The sequence below is a fragment of the Desulfoplanes sp. genome, from assembly GCF_054921335.1.
In genome coordinates, this window is sequence record NZ_JBUDSQ010000032.1 from 1 (window position 1) to 18,487 (window position 18,487).

The 18,487-nt window shown below is 55.4% G+C and carries 15 protein-coding genes; 2 read left to right on the top strand and 13 right to left on the bottom strand.

Features of this window, described 5'->3' with window-relative positions; all coding sequences use genetic code 11:
* Positions 1–536 precede the first annotated feature (536 nt).
* The 4 genes from ACY692_RS08540 to ACY692_RS08555 all read right to left on the bottom strand — a co-directional run bounded on the left by ACY692_RS08540 (position 537) and on the right by ACY692_RS08555 (position 6,764).
* Positions 537–3,272 carry a PAS domain-containing hybrid sensor histidine kinase/response regulator gene (locus ACY692_RS08540; protein ID WP_462324932.1) on the bottom strand — a complete coding sequence of 912 codons (2,736 nt, stop codon included), beginning with the start codon at positions 3,270–3,272 and terminating at the stop codon, positions 537–539.
* 375 nt (positions 3,273–3,647) lie between these two features.
* Positions 3,648–5,024: an ATP-binding protein gene (locus ACY692_RS08545; protein ID WP_462324933.1), complete on the bottom strand. Its 1,377-nt coding sequence runs from the start codon at positions 5,022–5,024 to the stop codon at positions 3,648–3,650.
* A gap of 510 nt (positions 5,025–5,534) precedes the next feature.
* A complete protein-coding gene (locus ACY692_RS08550; protein ID WP_462324934.1) occupies positions 5,535–5,807 on the bottom strand; it encodes a hypothetical protein in 273 nt (90 codons plus the stop codon).
* Between the two features lie 474 nt (positions 5,808–6,281).
* Positions 6,282–6,764, bottom strand: a complete 483-nt coding sequence (locus ACY692_RS08555) for an EF-hand domain-containing protein (RefSeq protein WP_462324935.1) — start codon at positions 6,762–6,764, stop codon at positions 6,282–6,284.
* 346 nt (positions 6,765–7,110) lie between these two features.
* On the opposite strand from ACY692_RS08555, the gene ACY692_RS08560 reads away from it, so the two are divergent.
* Together ACY692_RS08560 and ACY692_RS08565 are read left to right on the top strand one after the other, a co-directional pair.
* Positions 7,111–7,827 carry a response regulator transcription factor gene (locus ACY692_RS08560; protein ID WP_462324936.1) on the top strand — a complete coding sequence of 239 codons (717 nt, stop codon included), beginning with the start codon at positions 7,111–7,113 and terminating at the stop codon, positions 7,825–7,827.
* A gap of 74 nt (positions 7,828–7,901) precedes the next feature.
* Positions 7,902–9,356: a sensor histidine kinase gene (locus ACY692_RS08565; RefSeq protein ID WP_462324937.1), complete on the top strand. Its 1,455-nt coding sequence runs from the start codon at positions 7,902–7,904 to the stop codon at positions 9,354–9,356.
* A gap of 108 nt (positions 9,357–9,464) precedes the next feature.
* Here ACY692_RS08565 and ACY692_RS08570 read toward each other — a convergent pair whose 3' ends face one another.
* From ACY692_RS08570 to ACY692_RS08610, 9 genes are all read right to left on the bottom strand, one after another.
* Positions 9,465–10,661 (bottom strand): ATP-binding protein, encoded by a 1,197-nt coding sequence (locus ACY692_RS08570; RefSeq protein ID WP_462324938.1) that lies wholly within the window; start codon positions 10,659–10,661, stop codon positions 9,465–9,467.
* Positions 10,662–10,830: 169 nt separating this feature from the next.
* Entirely contained in the window at positions 10,831–11,214 is a 384-nt protein-coding gene (locus ACY692_RS08575) for a type II toxin-antitoxin system PemK/MazF family toxin (protein WP_462324939.1), read from the bottom strand.
* Positions 11,208–11,462 carry an AbrB/MazE/SpoVT family DNA-binding domain-containing protein gene (locus ACY692_RS08580; protein ID WP_462324940.1) on the bottom strand — a complete coding sequence of 85 codons (255 nt, stop codon included), beginning with the start codon at positions 11,460–11,462 and terminating at the stop codon, positions 11,208–11,210. Before ACY692_RS08580 ends, ACY692_RS08575 begins: the two co-directional genes overlap by 7 nt.
* Before the next feature lie 136 nt (positions 11,463–11,598).
* On the bottom strand, positions 11,599–12,321 hold the full coding sequence (locus ACY692_RS08585) for a DUF6515 family protein (protein WP_462324941.1): 723 nt from the start codon (positions 12,319–12,321) through the stop codon (positions 11,599–11,601).
* 175 nt (positions 12,322–12,496) lie between these two features.
* Positions 12,497–14,257 carry an FAD-binding protein gene (locus ACY692_RS08590; RefSeq protein WP_462324942.1) on the bottom strand — a complete coding sequence of 587 codons (1,761 nt, stop codon included), beginning with the start codon at positions 14,255–14,257 and terminating at the stop codon, positions 12,497–12,499.
* Positions 14,258–14,896, bottom strand: coding sequence for a ferric reductase-like transmembrane domain-containing protein (locus ACY692_RS08595; RefSeq protein WP_462324943.1), 639 nt, complete (start codon positions 14,894–14,896; stop codon positions 14,258–14,260). It lies immediately after the preceding gene.
* 1 nt (position 14,897) lies between these two features.
* Positions 14,898–15,113, bottom strand: coding sequence for a 4Fe-4S dicluster domain-containing protein (locus tag ACY692_RS08600; protein WP_462324944.1), 216 nt, complete (start codon positions 15,111–15,113; stop codon positions 14,898–14,900).
* A 458-nt stretch (positions 15,114–15,571) separates the two neighbouring features.
* Positions 15,572–17,728 carry an L-lactate dehydrogenase (quinone) large subunit LdhH gene (gene ldhH / locus ACY692_RS08605; protein WP_462324945.1) on the bottom strand — a complete coding sequence of 719 codons (2,157 nt, stop codon included), beginning with the start codon at positions 17,726–17,728 and terminating at the stop codon, positions 15,572–15,574.
* Positions 17,728–18,351 carry a LutC/YkgG family protein gene (locus ACY692_RS08610; protein ID WP_462324946.1) on the bottom strand — a complete coding sequence of 208 codons (624 nt, stop codon included), beginning with the start codon at positions 18,349–18,351 and terminating at the stop codon, positions 17,728–17,730. Before ACY692_RS08610 ends, ldhH begins: the two co-directional genes overlap by 1 nt.
* Between the last annotated feature and the right edge of the window lie 136 nt (positions 18,352–18,487).

Genomic DNA, 18,487 nt, shown 5'->3' on the forward strand with positions numbered 1-18,487 from the left:
GGTATTTCCATCCATGGTCTTGGTTGTCATGCCCATGATATTGGTGGCTCCTTTGGTTGTGATGTAGGTGGTTGCTGTCGGTGCCTGGGGGGGGGGTCCCAAAAGTTTTTCAGGGCCGGCAGGGGAGTTCTCATTGGGATAACAAGAAGGGTGCCAGAAAGGAATTATGTGTGAAAATATCAGGATATTAAGTGGTTGTATGTTTTTGGAGCGGGTTTTGTAAGGGGAGGCTCGTGCCGGGGTCCGGGATTTAGGACGGTGGACGGGGGGGAGGGGATAGAGGGGTGCCGTTTGTCCGGTTTTTCGGACCGGAGGAAATGGAGAAATAAAAGTGCAGCCTTGTTGCTAGATACAAGTAAAAAGGCCCGACATCCTGCTGGGACTATGGAACCTTTTCTGTGATGTGGCGGGAGATCCAAGGTGGAGCAAACTACGGTACAAACTAATGCGGCCAAGCCGCCGAGTAAGGTACTAAAGAGTGCTGAGCCGGGCCACGGGAAGGGGGGAGGTGAAAATCCTGCCGGCATCACACTGGCTTACGCGTGATTATCCGCCAAAACCCTGCGCACGGTCTCGAGCAGTTTGTCCATGGGATAGGGTTTGACCGCAACCGCCTTGAATCCGTACCGGGCGTAATTGGCCATGACCGGGTCGCCCGCATAGCCGCTGGAGACAATGGCCTTGGCCTTGGGGTCCAACGCCAGGATTGCTTCGATAGTTTCCTTGCCGCCCATGCCGCCGGGAATGGTCAGGTCCATGATCAGGAGATCGAACGGGTGGTTCCCCTGCAGGGCTCGCTCGTATTTTTCGATGGCCTCATGGCCGTCTTTGGCTGTTCCCACATAAAAACCTGCATCTTCAAAACTCTCGGTCATGACCTCTCGGATCATTTCCTCGTCATCCATGATCAAGATTCTTGCGGTGGAGGGGTGGGCGGTTTGTGCTTGGATGTACGGCGAGCTGTCCGTAGCGACCTGGACCGGTGATGCCGGAAGAAGGATGGTGAAAAGCGTCCCCTGTCCCGGTGTCGATTGGACGTCGATCTTGCCGTCGTGTTTGTTGATGATGGAATACGTCGTTGCCAGGCCGAGTCCGCTGCCGGTTTTTTTGGTGCTGAAATAGGGGTCGAAGATTCTTTTGATAAATTTAGCGGGTATGCCCGTGCCTTCGTCCTGTACGGTTATCCTGATACATTGGTCTGGCCCTTGGTCGGTTGTTGGTCCGTTTGTCGGACAGATTGTCTCGAATCCCACATGGAGTTCTCCCCCTTCCGGCATGGCCTCGCGTGCGTTGATGGTCAGATTGGAAAAGACCTGCTGCATCTGGCCCTTGTCCACATTTGCGGCCCATGTCCCTTCCGGGATGGTGAATACCGGGCGGACATTGCTCCCGGAAAGGTCGAAACGAACGATGTCTTCAACCAGTTTGTCGAGTTCTACCGTCTGTTTGATGGGTTCCCCCCCCCGCGCAAAGGTGAGCAATTGCGTGGACAACCGGGTGGCCCTGTTTATGGATGTTTCCGACTGCATCAGCGGAGAGAGGGCCGGGTGTCCCTTGGGCAGTCGTTGTCGGGCAATGGATATGTTGCCATAAATGCCCATGAGAACATTGTTGAAGTCATGCGCGATCCCGCCGGCCAGGGTGCCGATGCTTTCCAACCGCTGCATTTTTTCAAGTTCGTCTTCGATGCGTACCCGTTCGGTCACATCCCTGAAAACCAGGACCATCCCTCCGGCCCGGCCTTCCTGATTCCGGATCGGTGCCGCCGAGAGTGTTATCAGGTGGTTGTGTCCGTCCCTGGCAATCAGGGTCATTTTGCGGGTGGATTCGACGGTGTCGCCACGATTGCGTATGGCCGTGGGCAGATTCCGGGCAAAGGTTGCGTCTTCGGGATCTGGTAGGTTCAGGGTTTGGGTGAAATGGACCGTGTCCACACCCGGCGTCCAGCCGGTCAATTTTGCGGCTGCATGGTTCATGCGTGTGATCATTCCCTCCCGGTCGGTGCTGATGACTCCCTCCCCAATGGAATCAATGGTTGTTCGTAGCTGCTCCTCGTTATCGCGGAGAATCCTTTCCGCACGTTTTCGTTTGGTGATGTCTTCGACGAGGGCCAGGGCGAATCTGGGAGCGCCATGCTTGTCCCGGGCCATGGTCGCGTGCACGGAGACGTCGATAGGGGTTCCGTCTTTGTGGAGATATTGTTTTTCGATTTTGTACCCGGGGGCCTTTCCCACAACCATGGCATCGAACAGCGTGCGGTTTTCCTCAAGGTGTTCCGGACTGGTCACCTCGAAGAAGGTTTTTTGTTTGAATTCGGCTTCCGAATATCCCAGCAGATCCTGGTAGGCTTGGTTGGCAGAAAGATAGCGCCCCGTGTCGTCAATGATGCAGATGCCGATGGGCGAATTATCCACGGCCAAGCGGAGTTTTTCTTCGTTTTCACGGATCCTTTCTTCCTTGAGCTTCCGGTCCGTAATGATGCTCGAGATTCCCAACAGAATTCTGGGGCTCCCCTCCTTTGTCCGCTCGGTAATCCGGCCCTTGGCATCACACCACTCCCATGTACCATTTTTGCTGCGAACCCGGTATTCGGCAACGTACATCGGTGTTTTGCCGGTGATGTGTCTTGCCACTTCGGCCATGACCCTGTTCTGGTCATCGGGATGGATCAGCTCCAGCATCCCGTCTATGGTCGTTGGATGTTCTTCTTGTGGGTAGCCGAGTTGGTTGAAAAGTTCGGGTGAACAATCCATTTCTCCGGTTTCGAAATTGTCTTCGAACACCGAGGCCCTGTTGATGTGCAAGGACATCCACAGCCGTTGTTCGCTGGCCTGCAGAGCCTGATCTGTCGATTTCGAGTGGCTAGGATCTTTTTCCAGACTTGCTATTCTTTGGTATTCCCCGGTTACATCCGTCAGGGTGACGATCAGTGCGAATATATGCATATCGGCGTCCAGAAGAGGAGCTACCGTTATCCGCATCCACCGGATCGTTTCTACCGCCGAGAGCATGCAAACGGGTTCCTGCAGGGAATGCGGAGATCCGTTTGTCAGGGTGAGGCACAGGGCGCTGTCTATATCCTCTGCCCGCTTCGGTCCGGCGAAATGAAGAATGCGCGATAGGTTGCGGCCTTCGACTTCTTCCTGGTCCAAACCGGTGAACGATTGCGCAGCTCGATTGAGGGCGATGATCCCCCCCTGATAATCGGTCACAAAGGTCGGATCGGGGAGGGAATCGTAAATGAATCGATGGTGGTCCGGAAGAGATGTCATGCCGGGTCCTGTATCGGGCTGGGTGGCGGAGTGAAAAGCATGTAACGATCAATAGGTGACGGATGCCTTCTTGGCAAGGAGCAGGGTGGTGGATCATGGCTGTTTTGTTCTCATGGCCGGCTTGCCCCGTTCCGGACGCTTTGAAACTCCCTCGCCGGCCTCGTACCATCAAGCCGTTGCTCCGTAACAACATGATTTTCCTGCAAAAAATCCGGCAACGGCTTGATGTACGATGCCTGGCTCGGTCAGACAGTCAAACCGCCCAGAACGGGGCAAGCCAGCCACTCTATTCCAGGTACTTGTACAAGAACAAATTTGTCCTGGGTGATGGATCGAAGGGGGTTTCCGATGAAAGGGGGAGGGATATTGCTGTTTTCAATGCTCGAAGGAAAACAGGCGGATTCCTTTTTCGTGTGCCAGTGCGATCATGTCATCCGTGAATCCTGTTTTTGAGAACAGGGCATAATGGATGCGCTTTTCCTGAATGTGGTGTCTGGGGATGTTCTGGAGTTTGTGCTGGAGGTCGCTCAAAATATTCGTTCCGACCTTGTGGCTGCTCCATTTGCATTCTCCGAAAAGAATGTCCTGGTCGCCGATGCCGACAATGTCGATTTCGACATTTTTATCCCAATACCGTCCAATTTTCGAAAGGGAAACAGGGGGATCGGCATAAAGCAATCGGATGCAGATTTTTTCAAAAGCCAGTGCGCAATGGTTTTGGAACCCTGTCTTGATTCGGGAAAGAACGAAGTCCTGATTGTCCATCTCCAGATACGACGTGTAGGGGAAAATAAAAGAAAACCAGAATTGAAGGAAATTGTCCTTGAAGAAATACAGGCCTTTTTTGGATTTTTCAGGATTGTCTTCCAGAATGGGAACCTCACGTGTCAGAATATCCAACTCGCGGAGTTTGTTCATGAACGATGTCAGGTTGTTGGTCGTTGTCCCCACCTTGGAAGCAATTTTTCCCAGCTTGTGCTCACCCGAGGCGATGATTTGCAAAATGGAGAAATAGGTCGTTTGCGACGAGAACTCTTCATTGAGCAGGAAACGGGGTTCCTGATAGAAAAAACTCGACGTATCCAGGAAATTGTTTTGGATGCATGAAAAAATGTCTTCCTCCACATCAAAGAGTTCGATGTATTTGGGGACACCACCCAGAATGCTGTAGAGTTCCACTTTGAGGTGGTTCGATGCATTAGGGTAAAATTTTTCAAAATTCATGAAGTTCAGGGGAGCCAATTTCAATTGGGATGTCCTGCGGCCGTACAGGGGCGATGCGTAGTCCAGTGTATGCTTGTACATGAGGGGAATGATCGATCCGCAGAGAATCAGCATGACGTTGGAATGTGCCAGAAACTGATCCACAATGCGTTGCCAGACCGAGGGCATGGCACTGTTCGCCTGTGCGAGATATTGGAATTCGTCGATAACCAGGATGAATTTTTCCGTATTACCGGCTGCGCGTTCAACAATATATCGGACAAGTTTTTCCCAGTCATCGAAACGGATGTCTGCCAGGAGATCATCCCCGAACTGCTCGGCTCCTACCATCTGCAGGCGTTGCATATTCAGGGTTTCCGTTTGCGTGTCCGCCAGAAAGTACAAGGCGTTTTTCTGATGGATGAATTCCTTGATCAACCGGGTCTTGCCCATCCTGCGGCGTCCATAAATGACGCTGAATGAAAACCCGGACCTGGCATATTCCCTTTCCAGCCGGATCAGTTCCTGCTCCCGATTGATGAATTGCATGACCATCTCCTTGATAACCGTTTTTTGATTATCATAATTGAAAAACGGAAAATGGGCAACGGGCTGGATACGCCAAAATCTTTTTGAGTATTTTTTCCAGCAAGTGCAGAGAACGTGCACTTGCTGGAGAAAATAAGCCGGCTGGCGTAACTTGCCGGCTTCGTCTTAAGAGTTTTCTCAGAGTATCCCTTGTTGGTGCCAAATTTTGTCTGGGGATATTTCAGTCTTCAGGAGGGGGAGTTTGTGGGGTGCCCATAGCAAAGCGAAGTGCAACACAATGGGTAGTTACGGTCTCAACGTATCTCGTAGGGGCGGCCCTGTGTGGCCGCCCTTATTTGTCGCTTCGTGCCTGAAAAATTGAGACGATGTTTCAGGGGCAAGTATGGGTCGTGGTGTATGATTTGACTGGTTTCATGCCGACAACCACGGGCGGACACACAGGTCCGCCCCTACGAATATTGGATCGTGTTTGCTACGGATGGTTATGCGCGGATGCTTAATATGAGAGGATTATTGTCGTGGCGGATTGTTCGGCTTCAGAACCAGCCGCTCTCCGTCCCTGTCCTTCACGCAGATACCTTCCACAGTATCTCCGCGCGGGCTTTCAAAGGATGCTTCATCGCCTTCGCTCTTGTCCTCGCAGGCGGTATAGGCCTCCGGGGGCGGGCCGCCGTGTCTGCAGCCGCCGGATCTGCCGCCTCCTGAGGAGCCGAATCCCAGGGCATTGACGGCGCACAGGGCCAGAATGATGCAGGTGATGATACATGTTTTCAGGGTGCTCATGGGTCCTTCCTTCATGGTTGGTGGTTGGAGAAAATGATTGCAGGTGCGCAGGTCGCCATCGGTATCCGACCTCCGACATATCATGAGCCCAGGCTAGCATGGGAGTGTAAAGTGTCTGTGTGTTTCGGGGATCGGCAGGTAAAGAATGTGTAAAGGTAGTTGTTTCGTTCGATAATTCGGTCTGAAAAGGTGCTTTTTGCCCAGGAACGCCGAGCGTCTGCTCGGCATTTGGAGCACTGCAGTCGGCTGTATCATTATCCCGTTAGGCCGGCATCATCTGCCCCTGGTCGCTGCCGGTTTGTAAGCGCATTGCCGAGCAGACGCTCGGCGTTCCCAGGATGACACGGACTGTTTTTTCGTGAGATAGCTGATACCGATCGCAAGTGTGGGGAACATTTTTGAAAACGAGCTTTTTCGATCCCAAAAAAATGGGGCGATCATACGATCGCCCCATTTTGAGTTGGCATGCCGGATCTATACGTTGACATCGAGGCTCGAGACTGATTCGCTGCTGTTTTGGCTCAGTAAGGTATCCAGTAATTGGCTGATCTGATTGGTTTCTGCATTCTGGGTGTAGGCCGAAATGGCCGAGTTTGCAGAGATCTGGGGAGACTGCATGTTCATGGTTTCCCCGGTTTCCGGATTGACCATGCCGGGAGGGGCAAATCCGTAGCTGTCCATCAATCCCTTGAGTTCCTCTCCGCTGAGAGCTCCGTCTTCGTCGGCGTCGTAACTTGCAAGGGCCTCTTCCGTGTCGATGCTGGTTCCCGTGCTTTCCTCGAGGGCCTCGGTCAGGGTTTCGAGTTCGGTTTCGGAAAGAAGACCGTCACTATCCGTGTCCGAAATCTGAAAGACATTCTGGTCCGCTGGTGGTGGGGGCGGTTGTTGCCCACCCATGGCACTGGTGCCGAACATCATGGACATGCTGCTGCCTGAACTGCCGATGCTGCTGATCATGGTTGCCTCCATGTATGGTTGAGGTTACAGGCGGATTCCTCTTTCTACAGGGAAGATAGATCGCAAACGTTAAGATATTTTGTCGATGGGAGAGGGTATTGTAAATCTTTTGTAAAATACAAAATCCTGGTGGTAGCAGTTCCGAAAACGTGCTAAGGAGCGGCACCATTTTTGTTTCTGTAGGGGCAGGCCCCTGTACTCTAAAGAGCAGAACTGCCTGCCCTGTCTTTCGGGACCATTGCCTGATCGGTCTTTCAGTAATTAGCATTCAGATTACAACAATCAGGGCAGGTACGGAGGCCTGCCCCTACCAAAGGTGCTGTTTGGCAATAAGAGGGAGACATACATGTCCGACACACATATTCTTATCATCGATGACGACGAAAAATTGTGCGCTCTCATAGCCGATTATCTCGAGCCCATGGGGTATGCGGTGGACATGGTCCACAACGGCATGGACGGATTGCAGAAAATCCGTGACGGTGCCTACAAGGCCGTGATTTTAGATGTGATGATGCCGCAGATCGACGGCCTGGAGGTCTTGAGGCGGTTGCGCGAAGAGTCAGACATCCCGGCTCTCATGCTCACGGCCCGGGGGGATGAGACGGATCGTATCGTGGGACTGGAGATGGGGGCCGATGACTATCTGCCCAAGACCTTTTCGCCGCGCGAGCTTCTGGCCCGTCTTCGCGCCGTGACCAGACGCTATGACATGGTGCAGCGCAAGGCCGAAGTGGAACCTGATGAGCGGGTCCTGCAGTTCGGCCCTCTTGAAATCAATCAGGATTCCCGCAGTGTTCGCCTGCAGGATACGCCCCTGACGCTGACGCCTCTGGAGTATGATCTTCTGACCACACTGGCCGGATCGGCCGGCAGGGTTTTGTCGCGGGATCAATTGCTCGATGCCGTTGCAGGACGCAATTACGAGGTTTTTGATCGTTCCGTGGACGTTCATATTTCTTCCCTGCGTCGCAAACTCGGGGAAGATCCCAAAAATCCATCCTTCATCCAGACCGTTCGCAAGGTGGGCTATCTGTTCAAAAAGGCGGATGCATCCCGATGATACGGCCGACATCAACCCTTTTCACCAAGATACTCTGCTGGTTCTTCCTGAATCTGCTCCTGGTGGGGGCGGGTATGGCAACATTTATTCTCCTCCAGCCCCAGCTGGATCTGCACGCGTTTTTCGGGGTTCAGCGATGGAATCGGCTGCGGGTGGCCTCCGCCCTTATCGTGCATGATCTGTACAACGCTGATCGTAAGGACTGGTCGGATGTACTCGCCAGGCATGCCCGGGTGAATCAGGTGGATTTTGCCGTTGTCCTGAAGGACGGGACAACGTTTTTTTCCCGGGATATCCCCCTGCCCCGGCAGGTACGCGGCCGGATACACGAGGTTCTGGACAGACCTTTTCCCGGCAGGCGGCCTCCTGCACCGCCTCCTGGCAGACATTCGGAGATGTCGGCATCCCAGATACGCGAAGAGATATTGAGCGAGGACGGGGAAGGCCTCCCGGATTTCACTGGTGGTTCTGCGGAGACGGAAGCCCGGCGGGGCAGACCTCAATTGATGATGCGTACTGCTGATCCCGATCTGTATTGGACCGGGATCGTGCTCCCCCACCCTCCCGGATCAGGGGATTTCGCAGCTCCCTTTGTCCTTCTGGTCGTGTCGGATTCCGTATCGGGCAACGGGTTTTTTTTCGATTCCATGCCCTGGCTGCTTGTGGCCGGAGCGGTCCTGCTCATTTCCGTGCTCTTCTGGATTCCCATGGTCCGGAACATCACCCGCCCCCTTTCCAGGATGACTCTTGCGACCGAGGACATTGCCAGGGGCCGTTTCGATGTGGCCCTCGATGAACCCAGGCGCGATGAAATCGGGCGGCTGGCCCGGGCCATCAACCACATGGCCACGCGGCTGGCCGCCTTTGTGAAAGGACAGAAGCGGTTTCTGGGTGACATTTCCCACGAGCTGGGGTCGCCCATTGCCCGGATTCAGTTCGGTCTGGGGGTTCTGGAACAACGGATGGAGGGAGTGAACAGAGAGCGATTGACGGATGTGATGGATGATGTCGCCCAGCTTTCCCGGTTGGTTGGTGAGCTTCTTGCCTTTTCCAGGGCTGATTTGAATGTGAAGTCGGTCGAACTGGACGCGGTGGATCTGCTCAGTGTGGTTCAGGAAGCGGTTCGTAGGGAACAAACACAAGGATCGCAGATGGTCGTTGACATCGATCCGGCCATTCGGGTCATGGCGTCCACGGATCTGTTGACCCGCGCCCTGGCCAATCTGGTCCGCAATGCTGTCAAATATGCCGGGGATGCAGGGCCCATCCACATCGTCGCACACATGAACAAGGGAAAGGTGACCCTCGAGGTCAGGGATTCCGGCCCCGGTGTGCCCGAGGAATATCTGGATCAGCTGTTCGAACCGTTCTTCCGTCCCGAACCTTCCCGCAACCGTTCCCTGGGCGGCGTGGGGCTGGGGCTGTCCATCGTGAAAACCTGCGTTGAAACCTGTAAGGGACGTGTCGCGGCCCGTAACCTGAGCCCGCATGGATTTGCCGTGACCATCACCTTACCCGGAATTGTGTAGATACTCTGATCGAGAGCAGGTTTTTTTATCTGTTTTCTGTTCTCTGCCCTCTATCCCGTAGGGGCGGACCTGTGTGTCCGCCCTTCCCCGCTCAATCGTTCTCGCTTTTCAAGTACCCAACAACCAGTCCAGAGCGAATATCTGCCGGATGCCGTCGTGATCTGCCGGCGGATCGTCGTCGAGGTGGAGGAGATATTTGGGGCTGTGATCCCTGATGGCATCAAGGGATTTGAGCTCTCTTCGAAGAGTTGTTTCATCCCTGACGGAAAACGAGACCTGGTAATATTCTGTTGTGCCGCCTTTCATGGCCACGAAATCCACTTCCAGGGTTCCGGTCGTGCCGACATAGACATTGTACCCCCGGCGCAGAAGCTCCAGATAGACGATATTTTCAAGGATATGGCCCAGATCGGCATGTTTCTGCCCGAGGAGATGGTAGCGCAGCCCGATGTCTGCAAGATAGTATTTGCTGCCGGTAGTGAGATATTTTTTGCCCTTCACGTCGTAGCGATCGGCCCGGTAGAGCACATAACTCGCACAAAGTGCTGCAAGGTAGGTATCGACCGTATGGTTGGATATCTTGCGCCCGCTCGAGGTCAATGCTCCGGCGATTTTTCGCACGGAGCTTATGTTGCCGATAGTGTCGAACATATACCTGATCACAGCTTCGAGGGATGAGGTGTTGCCGATAGTGATTCTTGAAACGATATCCTTGAGTATGATGGAGGAATACACCCCGTCCAGGTAGGCATCGATCTGTTCCTGACTGTCCAGATAGACGCAATAGGGGAACGAGCTGTTTTGCAGATAGGTTCTGTATTTCCTTGCAAGGTCTGTTTCGCCCCCGGCAGCACTGCAATACTCTTTGAACGAGAGGGGCAGCATTTTTATTTCGACATACCGTCCGGAAAGCAGGGTGGCGAGTTCCCCGGAGAGCAGATACGCATTGGAGCCGGTGATGTAGAGATCGACGTTTTTTCTGATGTACAGGCTGTCACAGGCCCGTTCAAAAGACTGCACTTGTTGGATTTCATCAAGGAAAACATAGTTTTTTTGGCCCGGCACCAGGCGGGCTGCAATGAAATCGTGCAGTTTCATGGGGTCGTCCCACATATCCCGGGAGTCGGCATTTTCCAGATTGATTGAAATGACGGCATTTTTGGGAACGCCATCATCGATCAGGAAATTCCTGTACAGCTCGAACAGTGTGGATTTACCGCACCGACGGATCCCTGAGACGATTTTTATCACGTCCTTGTCCCGGAACGCAGCCAGTTTTTCAAGGTATGCGGGTCTGTCGATCATACAAAGAAGCCTCCTTTTCTCGGCGAACATAAGCCGGAAAAAGGGGGCTGTCAATTTTGGGAAATGAATTTCCCAAAAGTACGATTTTTGATATAAACGGGAAATGAATTTCCTAAAATTGATTTTGGTTTCTTCTCGTCGATCTGAGAGTTCCGGGAAGATCCGGCCATCATGCAAGCGTGAGGATCTGATTGAGGATGGTGCACGCCTGATCGAAAAACTCGTCCGGCATTTTTTTGAGCGGATGTCTGCCGGCATTTCGGACTCGCCAGTCAAAGGATTTGGGTTGATGGCAGAGCACGTAACTGACCTTTTGTATGCCGTTTTTGTGTATTTCGCCAACAGGCAGGGCAAATGGGTTGTCGGCGTTGTAGGGTTGAGTGGTCATGGGGAGGCCGATGACCAGGGATGTGCGATCGTTGAACGCTTCGGGTGAGAGGACGAGAAATGGGTGGACATGGCGCATCTCCTGACCCGCCTGGGGGGAACAATCGATCCAGATGATATCCTGACGTTTCGGGACCCATGGGCTTCCGGATGCGGCATTTACCATTTTTCAGCCCCTTCGTCCGTCTCGGTCTGCATGGTTTCGCCGCCGTGTTTTTCCGGATCGTATCGGGCCAGCCGTTCTTCCAGGGTGAGGGGGACGTCGCGAACGGGCGTGATGATGATCCGTTCCTCTTCAACCGTTATACGAACCGTCTGATCCGCTTGCAGACGAGCGGCACGTGCGATGGCCGCGGGCAGGCGGACGCCCAGGCTGTTGCCCCAATATTTGATATTTTGAATGGCTTCACTCATGGCTGTTTCTCCTGGAGATGTTTAAACGTCGTATAAACGTCGTAACGCTCCAGGTCAAGGCATGCCATTGAGGGAGGAGGCCTTCTTGGGCAGAGAACAGACAAGAAAGCCCTGTCTTCGAGCAGTGCATATCCCCTTATCCCACCGCCTCCGAAGCAACCTTGGTGGTATACTTGATCATCACCCATCCAAGGGAGCCGTCCCCAAGCAGCACGTAGTACCAATCCGAATTGGAAGCCTGAACCTTCAGCAGATCTCCCCGCCTGACCTGACACAGGACCTTGTGCTCCTTGCCGGGGCCTGAGCGGACATTGAGGGATGCCGCCGTCACCCTGACCTGGTCGCCTTCCCGGGCACTGACGGGATCGGGTTCGGATCGCGGATCGGTTGTTGTTTGGACAGCCGTTTGTACCGTGGTTTCCGGCTTTGTCACCACCATGTATCCCCCGTCGACTTTTTGGTAATAGACTCCCGCATAGCTGTAATAGAGCGTGTCCCCTCCACTGACGATTACCGCATTGGCGGGCAGGGTGATGATCCGTGCTCCCATGGGTGCCGGGACCACCATGTATCCGTCAACGCCCGGTCTATAGAAAATGCCGTCCAGGAAAAAATAGGTAAGTGCTCCCACCTGCAGGGTCAGGTACTCCCGGGGAAGCACCTTGATGCGAAATCCCGGTCTGGGATAGATGACCCGGGGTGCATGGGGCCTGAATGCAGGTCCGCGCGGTCCCGGGCCCGGGCCACCGGGAAAGGGCCGGGCATAGCTAGGGGACGGGAAGACAAGTGCGCTTAGAAGAAGAAAGGTTACTGCGCCGACACACAGGGATTCGGAATGTTTGGTCAGTTTTTCAGACATGATGTAACCTCCGGTTTAAGCATACGTACAAAAATTGCAATCACTCCATCAGGCGGATTCCGTAGGGGCGATTCATGATGAATCGCCCGTTTTTGCAGCCCCCCGGGAGGGGCTGCAAAAACATTCCTTGGCACCCGGTAGTTGTACCGGTTATTTGTGCGTCTGAGTTCATGGTTCAAGAAGGCCACGTGCCAAAGGGCTGTTTTTCGAGTTGCATGCTGCCGTTCTTGTCCTGATAAATATTGATCCAGGCGTTCCAGTTTTTGGTGTCCATTTCCGGATAATCCAGGCGGAAATGGGAGCATCTGCTCTCCTTGCGCATGAGGGACGCGCGAAGTTTCATCTCCGCATTGGGGAGCATGTTGGCGGTTTCATGGGCAAGCCTCAGTTCGTGCAGGTCTGCGGCCTTGAGCAGGGGCTGGTGGTGATCTCTTAATTCTTCGATATAGGCCAGGGCCGCCTGGAGCATGGATTCCTTTTTGATGTACAGGACAAAATTGGGGATCATGATGCCCTGCAGGGTCTGGGTGACCCAGGCCGGGCTGTATCCCCGATCCCGTTTCAGCGGGGCGAGGATCTCCGTTTCGATCTGTGTGCGTCTGGCCGCTGAAAGGGTCGGCATGGTCCTGGTTTTGGCAAAGTCTGCGGCCGCTTTCCCGGAGATGGCTCCCTGGACGGCGGAACCGGCCATGGAGGATCCAATCTGGGTGTAGATGCCGCCTGCCATGTGAGAGCCCAGTGCGTCGCCTGCGGCATAGAGTCCGGGGATGTTGGATCCGCCCTGTTCGTTGAAAGGGACCAGCCCCTCGGACTTGTGGATGGACATGCCGGCCGAAGCTCCGCCCGAGGTCATGCCAGCCATGCCCGGAGGCGGGCCCTGGTGCTCGTTGCTGCCGGGGCCGCCGCCCGGAGGTCGATCACCGGGATGCTTCTTCTGACTGGGTGGTCCCTGGGTGTCCAATCCGGGAGGGCATGGCGGTCCTCCTGCGACGTTCTGTCCGTGTATGGGCGGAGGACCGGATGGTTTCTCTTCCCCGGACGGACCCTGCCGGTATACCCGGTAGTTCAGGTCCACGCCCAGGTCATGGCGGATATCGATACCGGTTACACCGGGTGCCCCCTGGAGCATGCCGCCCCACTGGCCAAAGACATTGGCCGGATTTTTCATGTTGGCCGGGTGCCCGTCGTTCCACTCCTTGCCCGTCACCTTGGCCCCTATGCGGTAAGCCATCACGCTTCCGTCATGGGTCAGGTCGCAGATGGGAAAACCATTGGGCTTGAACCCTCCGGCCCCGGTGCACAGGATGACGCTTTTGGCCTTGAAGAAATGAACCTTGGGCTCATCCAGGCTGAAACCGGCCGCGCCCGCTATCCTGCCCTTTTCCCGAACGAGATGGGTGAGCATGATCCGCTCCATGACCGGGATCTTGCGTTCCTGCATGGGGTTGCTGAAGGAATTGAAGTACAGGGGAGATTTGAAAAATCCCCACGTTTGGAGTTCTTTGACCCGGGCCAGGGAGTGCTTGGCCATCTGCCGCGTGAACACCGGGTTGTTGGTTCCCATGGCGGAATAGGAGACCTTGTCCACAAAGGTGTCCAGATCCATGCTTGCCGTGGCCGGGTCATAGGCAAAGATTCCCCGGGCAAAGGGCGTCTGCCCGGACGAGCCGAGTCGGCCCTTGGAAACCATGATGACCCGGGCTCCGGCGTCATGGGCCTTGACGGCCGCAAACAGACCGGCAATGCCGCTGCCCACCACAAGGACATCGGCTTCATCGTCGGCATGGGTCACAGCGTCGATGTCGATCTCCGGGATATTGGCGGTGCATTCCGTGGAAAACCCCATGGCGGCCATGGCGGCAAGGCCTGCCGCACCTCCTGCCAGGGTCATGAAATTTCTGCGGGACATCCCGTGTGGTTTGCGTGTGCCGTTCATCTATGACCTTCCGGTTCGTTTTACAGGGTGGACAAGGTAGCTGCCGGCAACAAACAGAACCGAGCCTGTGGCCAGCAGATTGATGTACAAGGCCATGGCCGGTGTTGCATGGCGACCAAGGTCCAGGACGTGCCATACCGCCAGGATGATGAAGACCATGGCCAGGGTGCCGTGAAAAATGCGCCATGTCGTGTATTTCATGGGCAGTCTGAACCGGGCCAGAGCGGTGAGAAAAAGGAGCAGCATGCAGCACCATGCGCCGATGCCCAGCACCACGCCCTGGTTGAAGGTGGTGACGAGGGTGACAAAGGCTTCGACCGGGGAGGTGCCGGGTTCGAGAAATTTCGGCACGATCGGCATGAGGGGATGGAAGAGCATGATGGCAATACAGGTATAGCCGATGATCTTGTGCCATCTGACCAGGGTACCTTTTTTGAGGCTTTTGACCGCACCTGTATAGATCCGGGACCAGAAGCAGAGCACGATCATCTGGCACAGGGCCAGAATGGCCAGGATGGAGAGGGATTCCTTCACAAGGCCGCGTGTATGCGCATCCCCCAGTCCCCAGATGAGCAGGGGAATGCCTGCAAAGGCCACGGCCGAACGACAGAAAAAGGTGGTTTTGTCGGAAGTTGTCATGCTACCCCCAGGAAACAACGACCGGAATGGATTTGTCCGGGCTGATGGTGATGGCATCCACAGGACAGTACATCCGGCATAGATGACAGAGTTGGCAGTCGGCCGGATATTTGATGAACGCCTTTTTGGTGAGAGGGTCCTGACGGATGACATCCGTAGGACAGGTCCGGACGCATGTTCCGCAGCCGATGCACCCCTTGATGCTTTGTATGGTCATGATGGTTCTTCCTTTGCGTATCCCGGAGACGGGGTTTCGTGTGGATGGTGATGTTCGTTGCATCCGGACACAGGTCTATCCGGGGGATGTTAAGACTTTTTGTTTCTGGCAGAGGGATATGTAAGGATTGCGTAAAGAAGAGGGGAAAGGGGGGATGGGCGTTTGAGGGAACGCCTGAAGGTGGAGGTCGGCACCTGCCGCCTGGATATCGGCACCTGCCCCCATGAATCGTCATCCCGGACTTGATCCGGGATTTTGAAGGATGTGGCCGACTGCTGTTTTTTTGATTCTCTCAGGTCGCTCAAGATCCCGGCCTTCGCCGGGATGACGAGATTGCCGGGATGACGAGAATGTTGAGATAACGAAAATGCTGGGATAACAATTCAACGCAGAAAGGCCTGCCCATGCGTACGCATGGACAGGCCTTTCTGCGTTTGTGTTTGGGTCCGGGTCCGGATCTATTTTTTATTACGTGCCATTGCCTCGGCAATATGCAGGACTTCAACCCTGCCGCCCCGATTTTCCATGCCCCCGCGGAGCTGGAGCACGCAGCCCGGGCATTCGGTCACGAGCAGGTCGGCCCCGGTCTTTTCCACGTCATCGAGCTTGCTTTTCAGAATCTGTTCGGAGACCTTGGCGAATTTGGAGGTGTAGGTGCCTCCGAATCCGCAGCAGACCTGTTCCTCATCGGCCTGGACGAAATCGTATCCGGATTTTTCAATGAGCTCGTGGGGTGCGTCCACAACCCCCATGCCCCGGCAGAGGTGGCAGGGGGAGTGGAAGGTGGTCTTGGTGCCGGACGGTTTGAACTCTCCGCCGGTCACCTGGAGGATATCGTTTACAAAGGTGGAGAAGCTGATCACCTTGTCCGAGAATTGCTGCACCTTGACGCCCACGATGGATTCGTCACCGAGCAGGAAGGGATAGTTGTTCTTCAGATGGGAGGCGCAGGAGGCGCAGAGGGTCAGGATGTAATCGTAGTCGGACGGATCGATGGCCGCGACATTCTGGGCGGCCACATCCCTGGCCGCCTGTTTTTCGCCCATCATCTGGACGGGAAGACCGCAGCAGGACTGGCCCATGGGGAAGTCGACATCCACGCCGTGGTCCGCAAGTACCTTGAGCCCGGCCACGAGCTGCTCCGGGTACACGAAATCCTGCACGCATCCGGAGAACAGGGCCACCTTGAATTTGGGATGGGCCGGTTTTCCGGGGCGGATATCCTTCCACATGTCCCGGAACGGTTTTTTGGCAATGGCGGGCAGGGCCCTGAAGTCCTGATCCTTGGCAAAGATCTGGGGCAGGTGGCGGAGATATTTCGTGCCGCCTGTCACCGGGCGCTGGGCCGCTTTGGCCGTTCTGAGCAGGGTGTGGAAGAGTTTGCGGTTTTTGAGCACCTTGCCCAAGAGCACCGAGGTCAGGGGGTGGCCTTCCTCGTCCTGGATGCGGGCGTGGATTTCCTTGATCAGCCGGGGAAGATCGATCCCTGCCGCGCACACATGCTTGCACGCCTCGCAATTGATGCAGTTCTGGACCAGATTCTTGGCTTTGTCCCGGCCGTGGAAGAAATAGGTCAGGATGAGCCCGATGGCCCCGATATACACGTGCCCCATCTGATGACCGCCCACCATCCGGTAGACCGGACAGACATTGGCGCAGGCACCGCACCGAACACAGCGGAGCACCTGTTTGAACAGCGGGTCTTTGGCCAGCTGGCTGCGGCCGTTGTCCAGAAACACGATGTGCATCTCTTTCTTGCCGTCTGCAGTCCGGGATTCCAGACACTCGTTGGCCCCGGTGATCCAGGTGACATAGGAGGTGATGGCCTGGCCCGTGGCATTTCTGGGCAGGACCCGCAAAATGGTCAGCGCGTCCTGGAGTGATGCGCAGAGTTTGTCCAGGCCCACCAGGGCGACGTGGACCCGGGGAAGGGTGGTCACCAGCCTGGCGTTGCCCTCATTGGTCACGATGCCCAGGGTGCCGGTTTTGGCGACGGCGAAATTGGCCCCGGAAATACCCATGTCCGCCTGGATGTATTTGGCGCGCAGCTCCCGCCTGGCCACCTTGACCAGACGCTGGATGTCCGGGTCCTGCTTGTGGGCGGTGACGTCGGCGAAGAGATCGGCCACCTGATAGCGGGAAAGATGGATGGCCGGCATGACCATGTGCGTGGGCCCTTCGTGGCGGAGCTGGATGATCCACTCGCCCAGATCGGTTTCCGTGATCTCGAATTCCGGTTCCAGATGGTGGTTGAGCAGGGTTTCTTCCGCAGTCATGGACTTGGATTTGATGATCTTTTTGCAATCATTTTTTCGGGCGATCTCCGCGATGAGCTCGTTGGCCTCATGGGCGGTCTTGGCCAGATGGACATGGACCCCTGCGGCCTCGGCCCTGGTCTTGAATTCTTCGTACAGGGCCATCATGTTGTCGATGCCCGCGTCCTTGACCCGGACCACCTCATCGATGAGCCCCTCGACCTCATATCCCTTGAAGGCGTTCACCCGGCCCGAGCGGTAGGCCACGGCAAATTTGTCCATGGCCCTGCGTAGAAAATCGTTGTCCAGGGCCTCGCCCAGTTCCTGGTTGTATTCTTTCATGTTGTGTGCGTTTTGCATTACATGTCCTCCAGAATGAGAATGTGCAGCTCGAGGGGGCCGTGAACGCCCAGGGCCAGAACCCGTTCGATATCCGCAGTCCGGCTGGCTCCGGTGATGAATGCCAGGTAATTGGGATTGTTCTGCATCATGGTTTCGAGTTCTTCGATGATTTCTGCGGACGAGCCCTTGATTTTCGACGCCGGGATGACGGCAACGTGCACCTCGCTGATCATGGTCGCCAGCCTGAGTTCCTCGCTGGAGGAGTCAAGGACCAGGGTCCCGGTCTCGGCGATCCCGTAGTCGCAGAGGGTCAACCCGATATCGATGCCTCCGAGCTGTTTGCGCATGTCTTCTCTGATCACGGAGATCCCCTGTTCCCGGGCCATGGGAACGAGCCGGTCCAGGTCGTCCTGTGCAAGTCCCGGGGCGGCGATGATCTTGCCCCATTCCTTGAGTTCGCAAAGGTCCTCGGCACCGGCAGAAAGGTCCTCTTCACAGCCCGAGGCAAGGATCTGGCAGGCCTCTTTGTTGGCGCACAGATCCACCGTGTACGCGAATGCCCCGTCCAGGGAGGGGACAGAGGAGACAATGGCGGAGACCGCTTCCGCCTTGGTTTGGAATTGCTGGATCACTTCACTCATGGGGTGCTCCTTGGAAAAAATACGTTGGTTGGGAATGCGTAAGCATCTGCGCAAAAATATCTATCACATACTTAACCAAAACTCGTACAAGGGGCGATCCAAGAATCGCCCGTTTTTGCAGCCCCCCGGGAGGGGC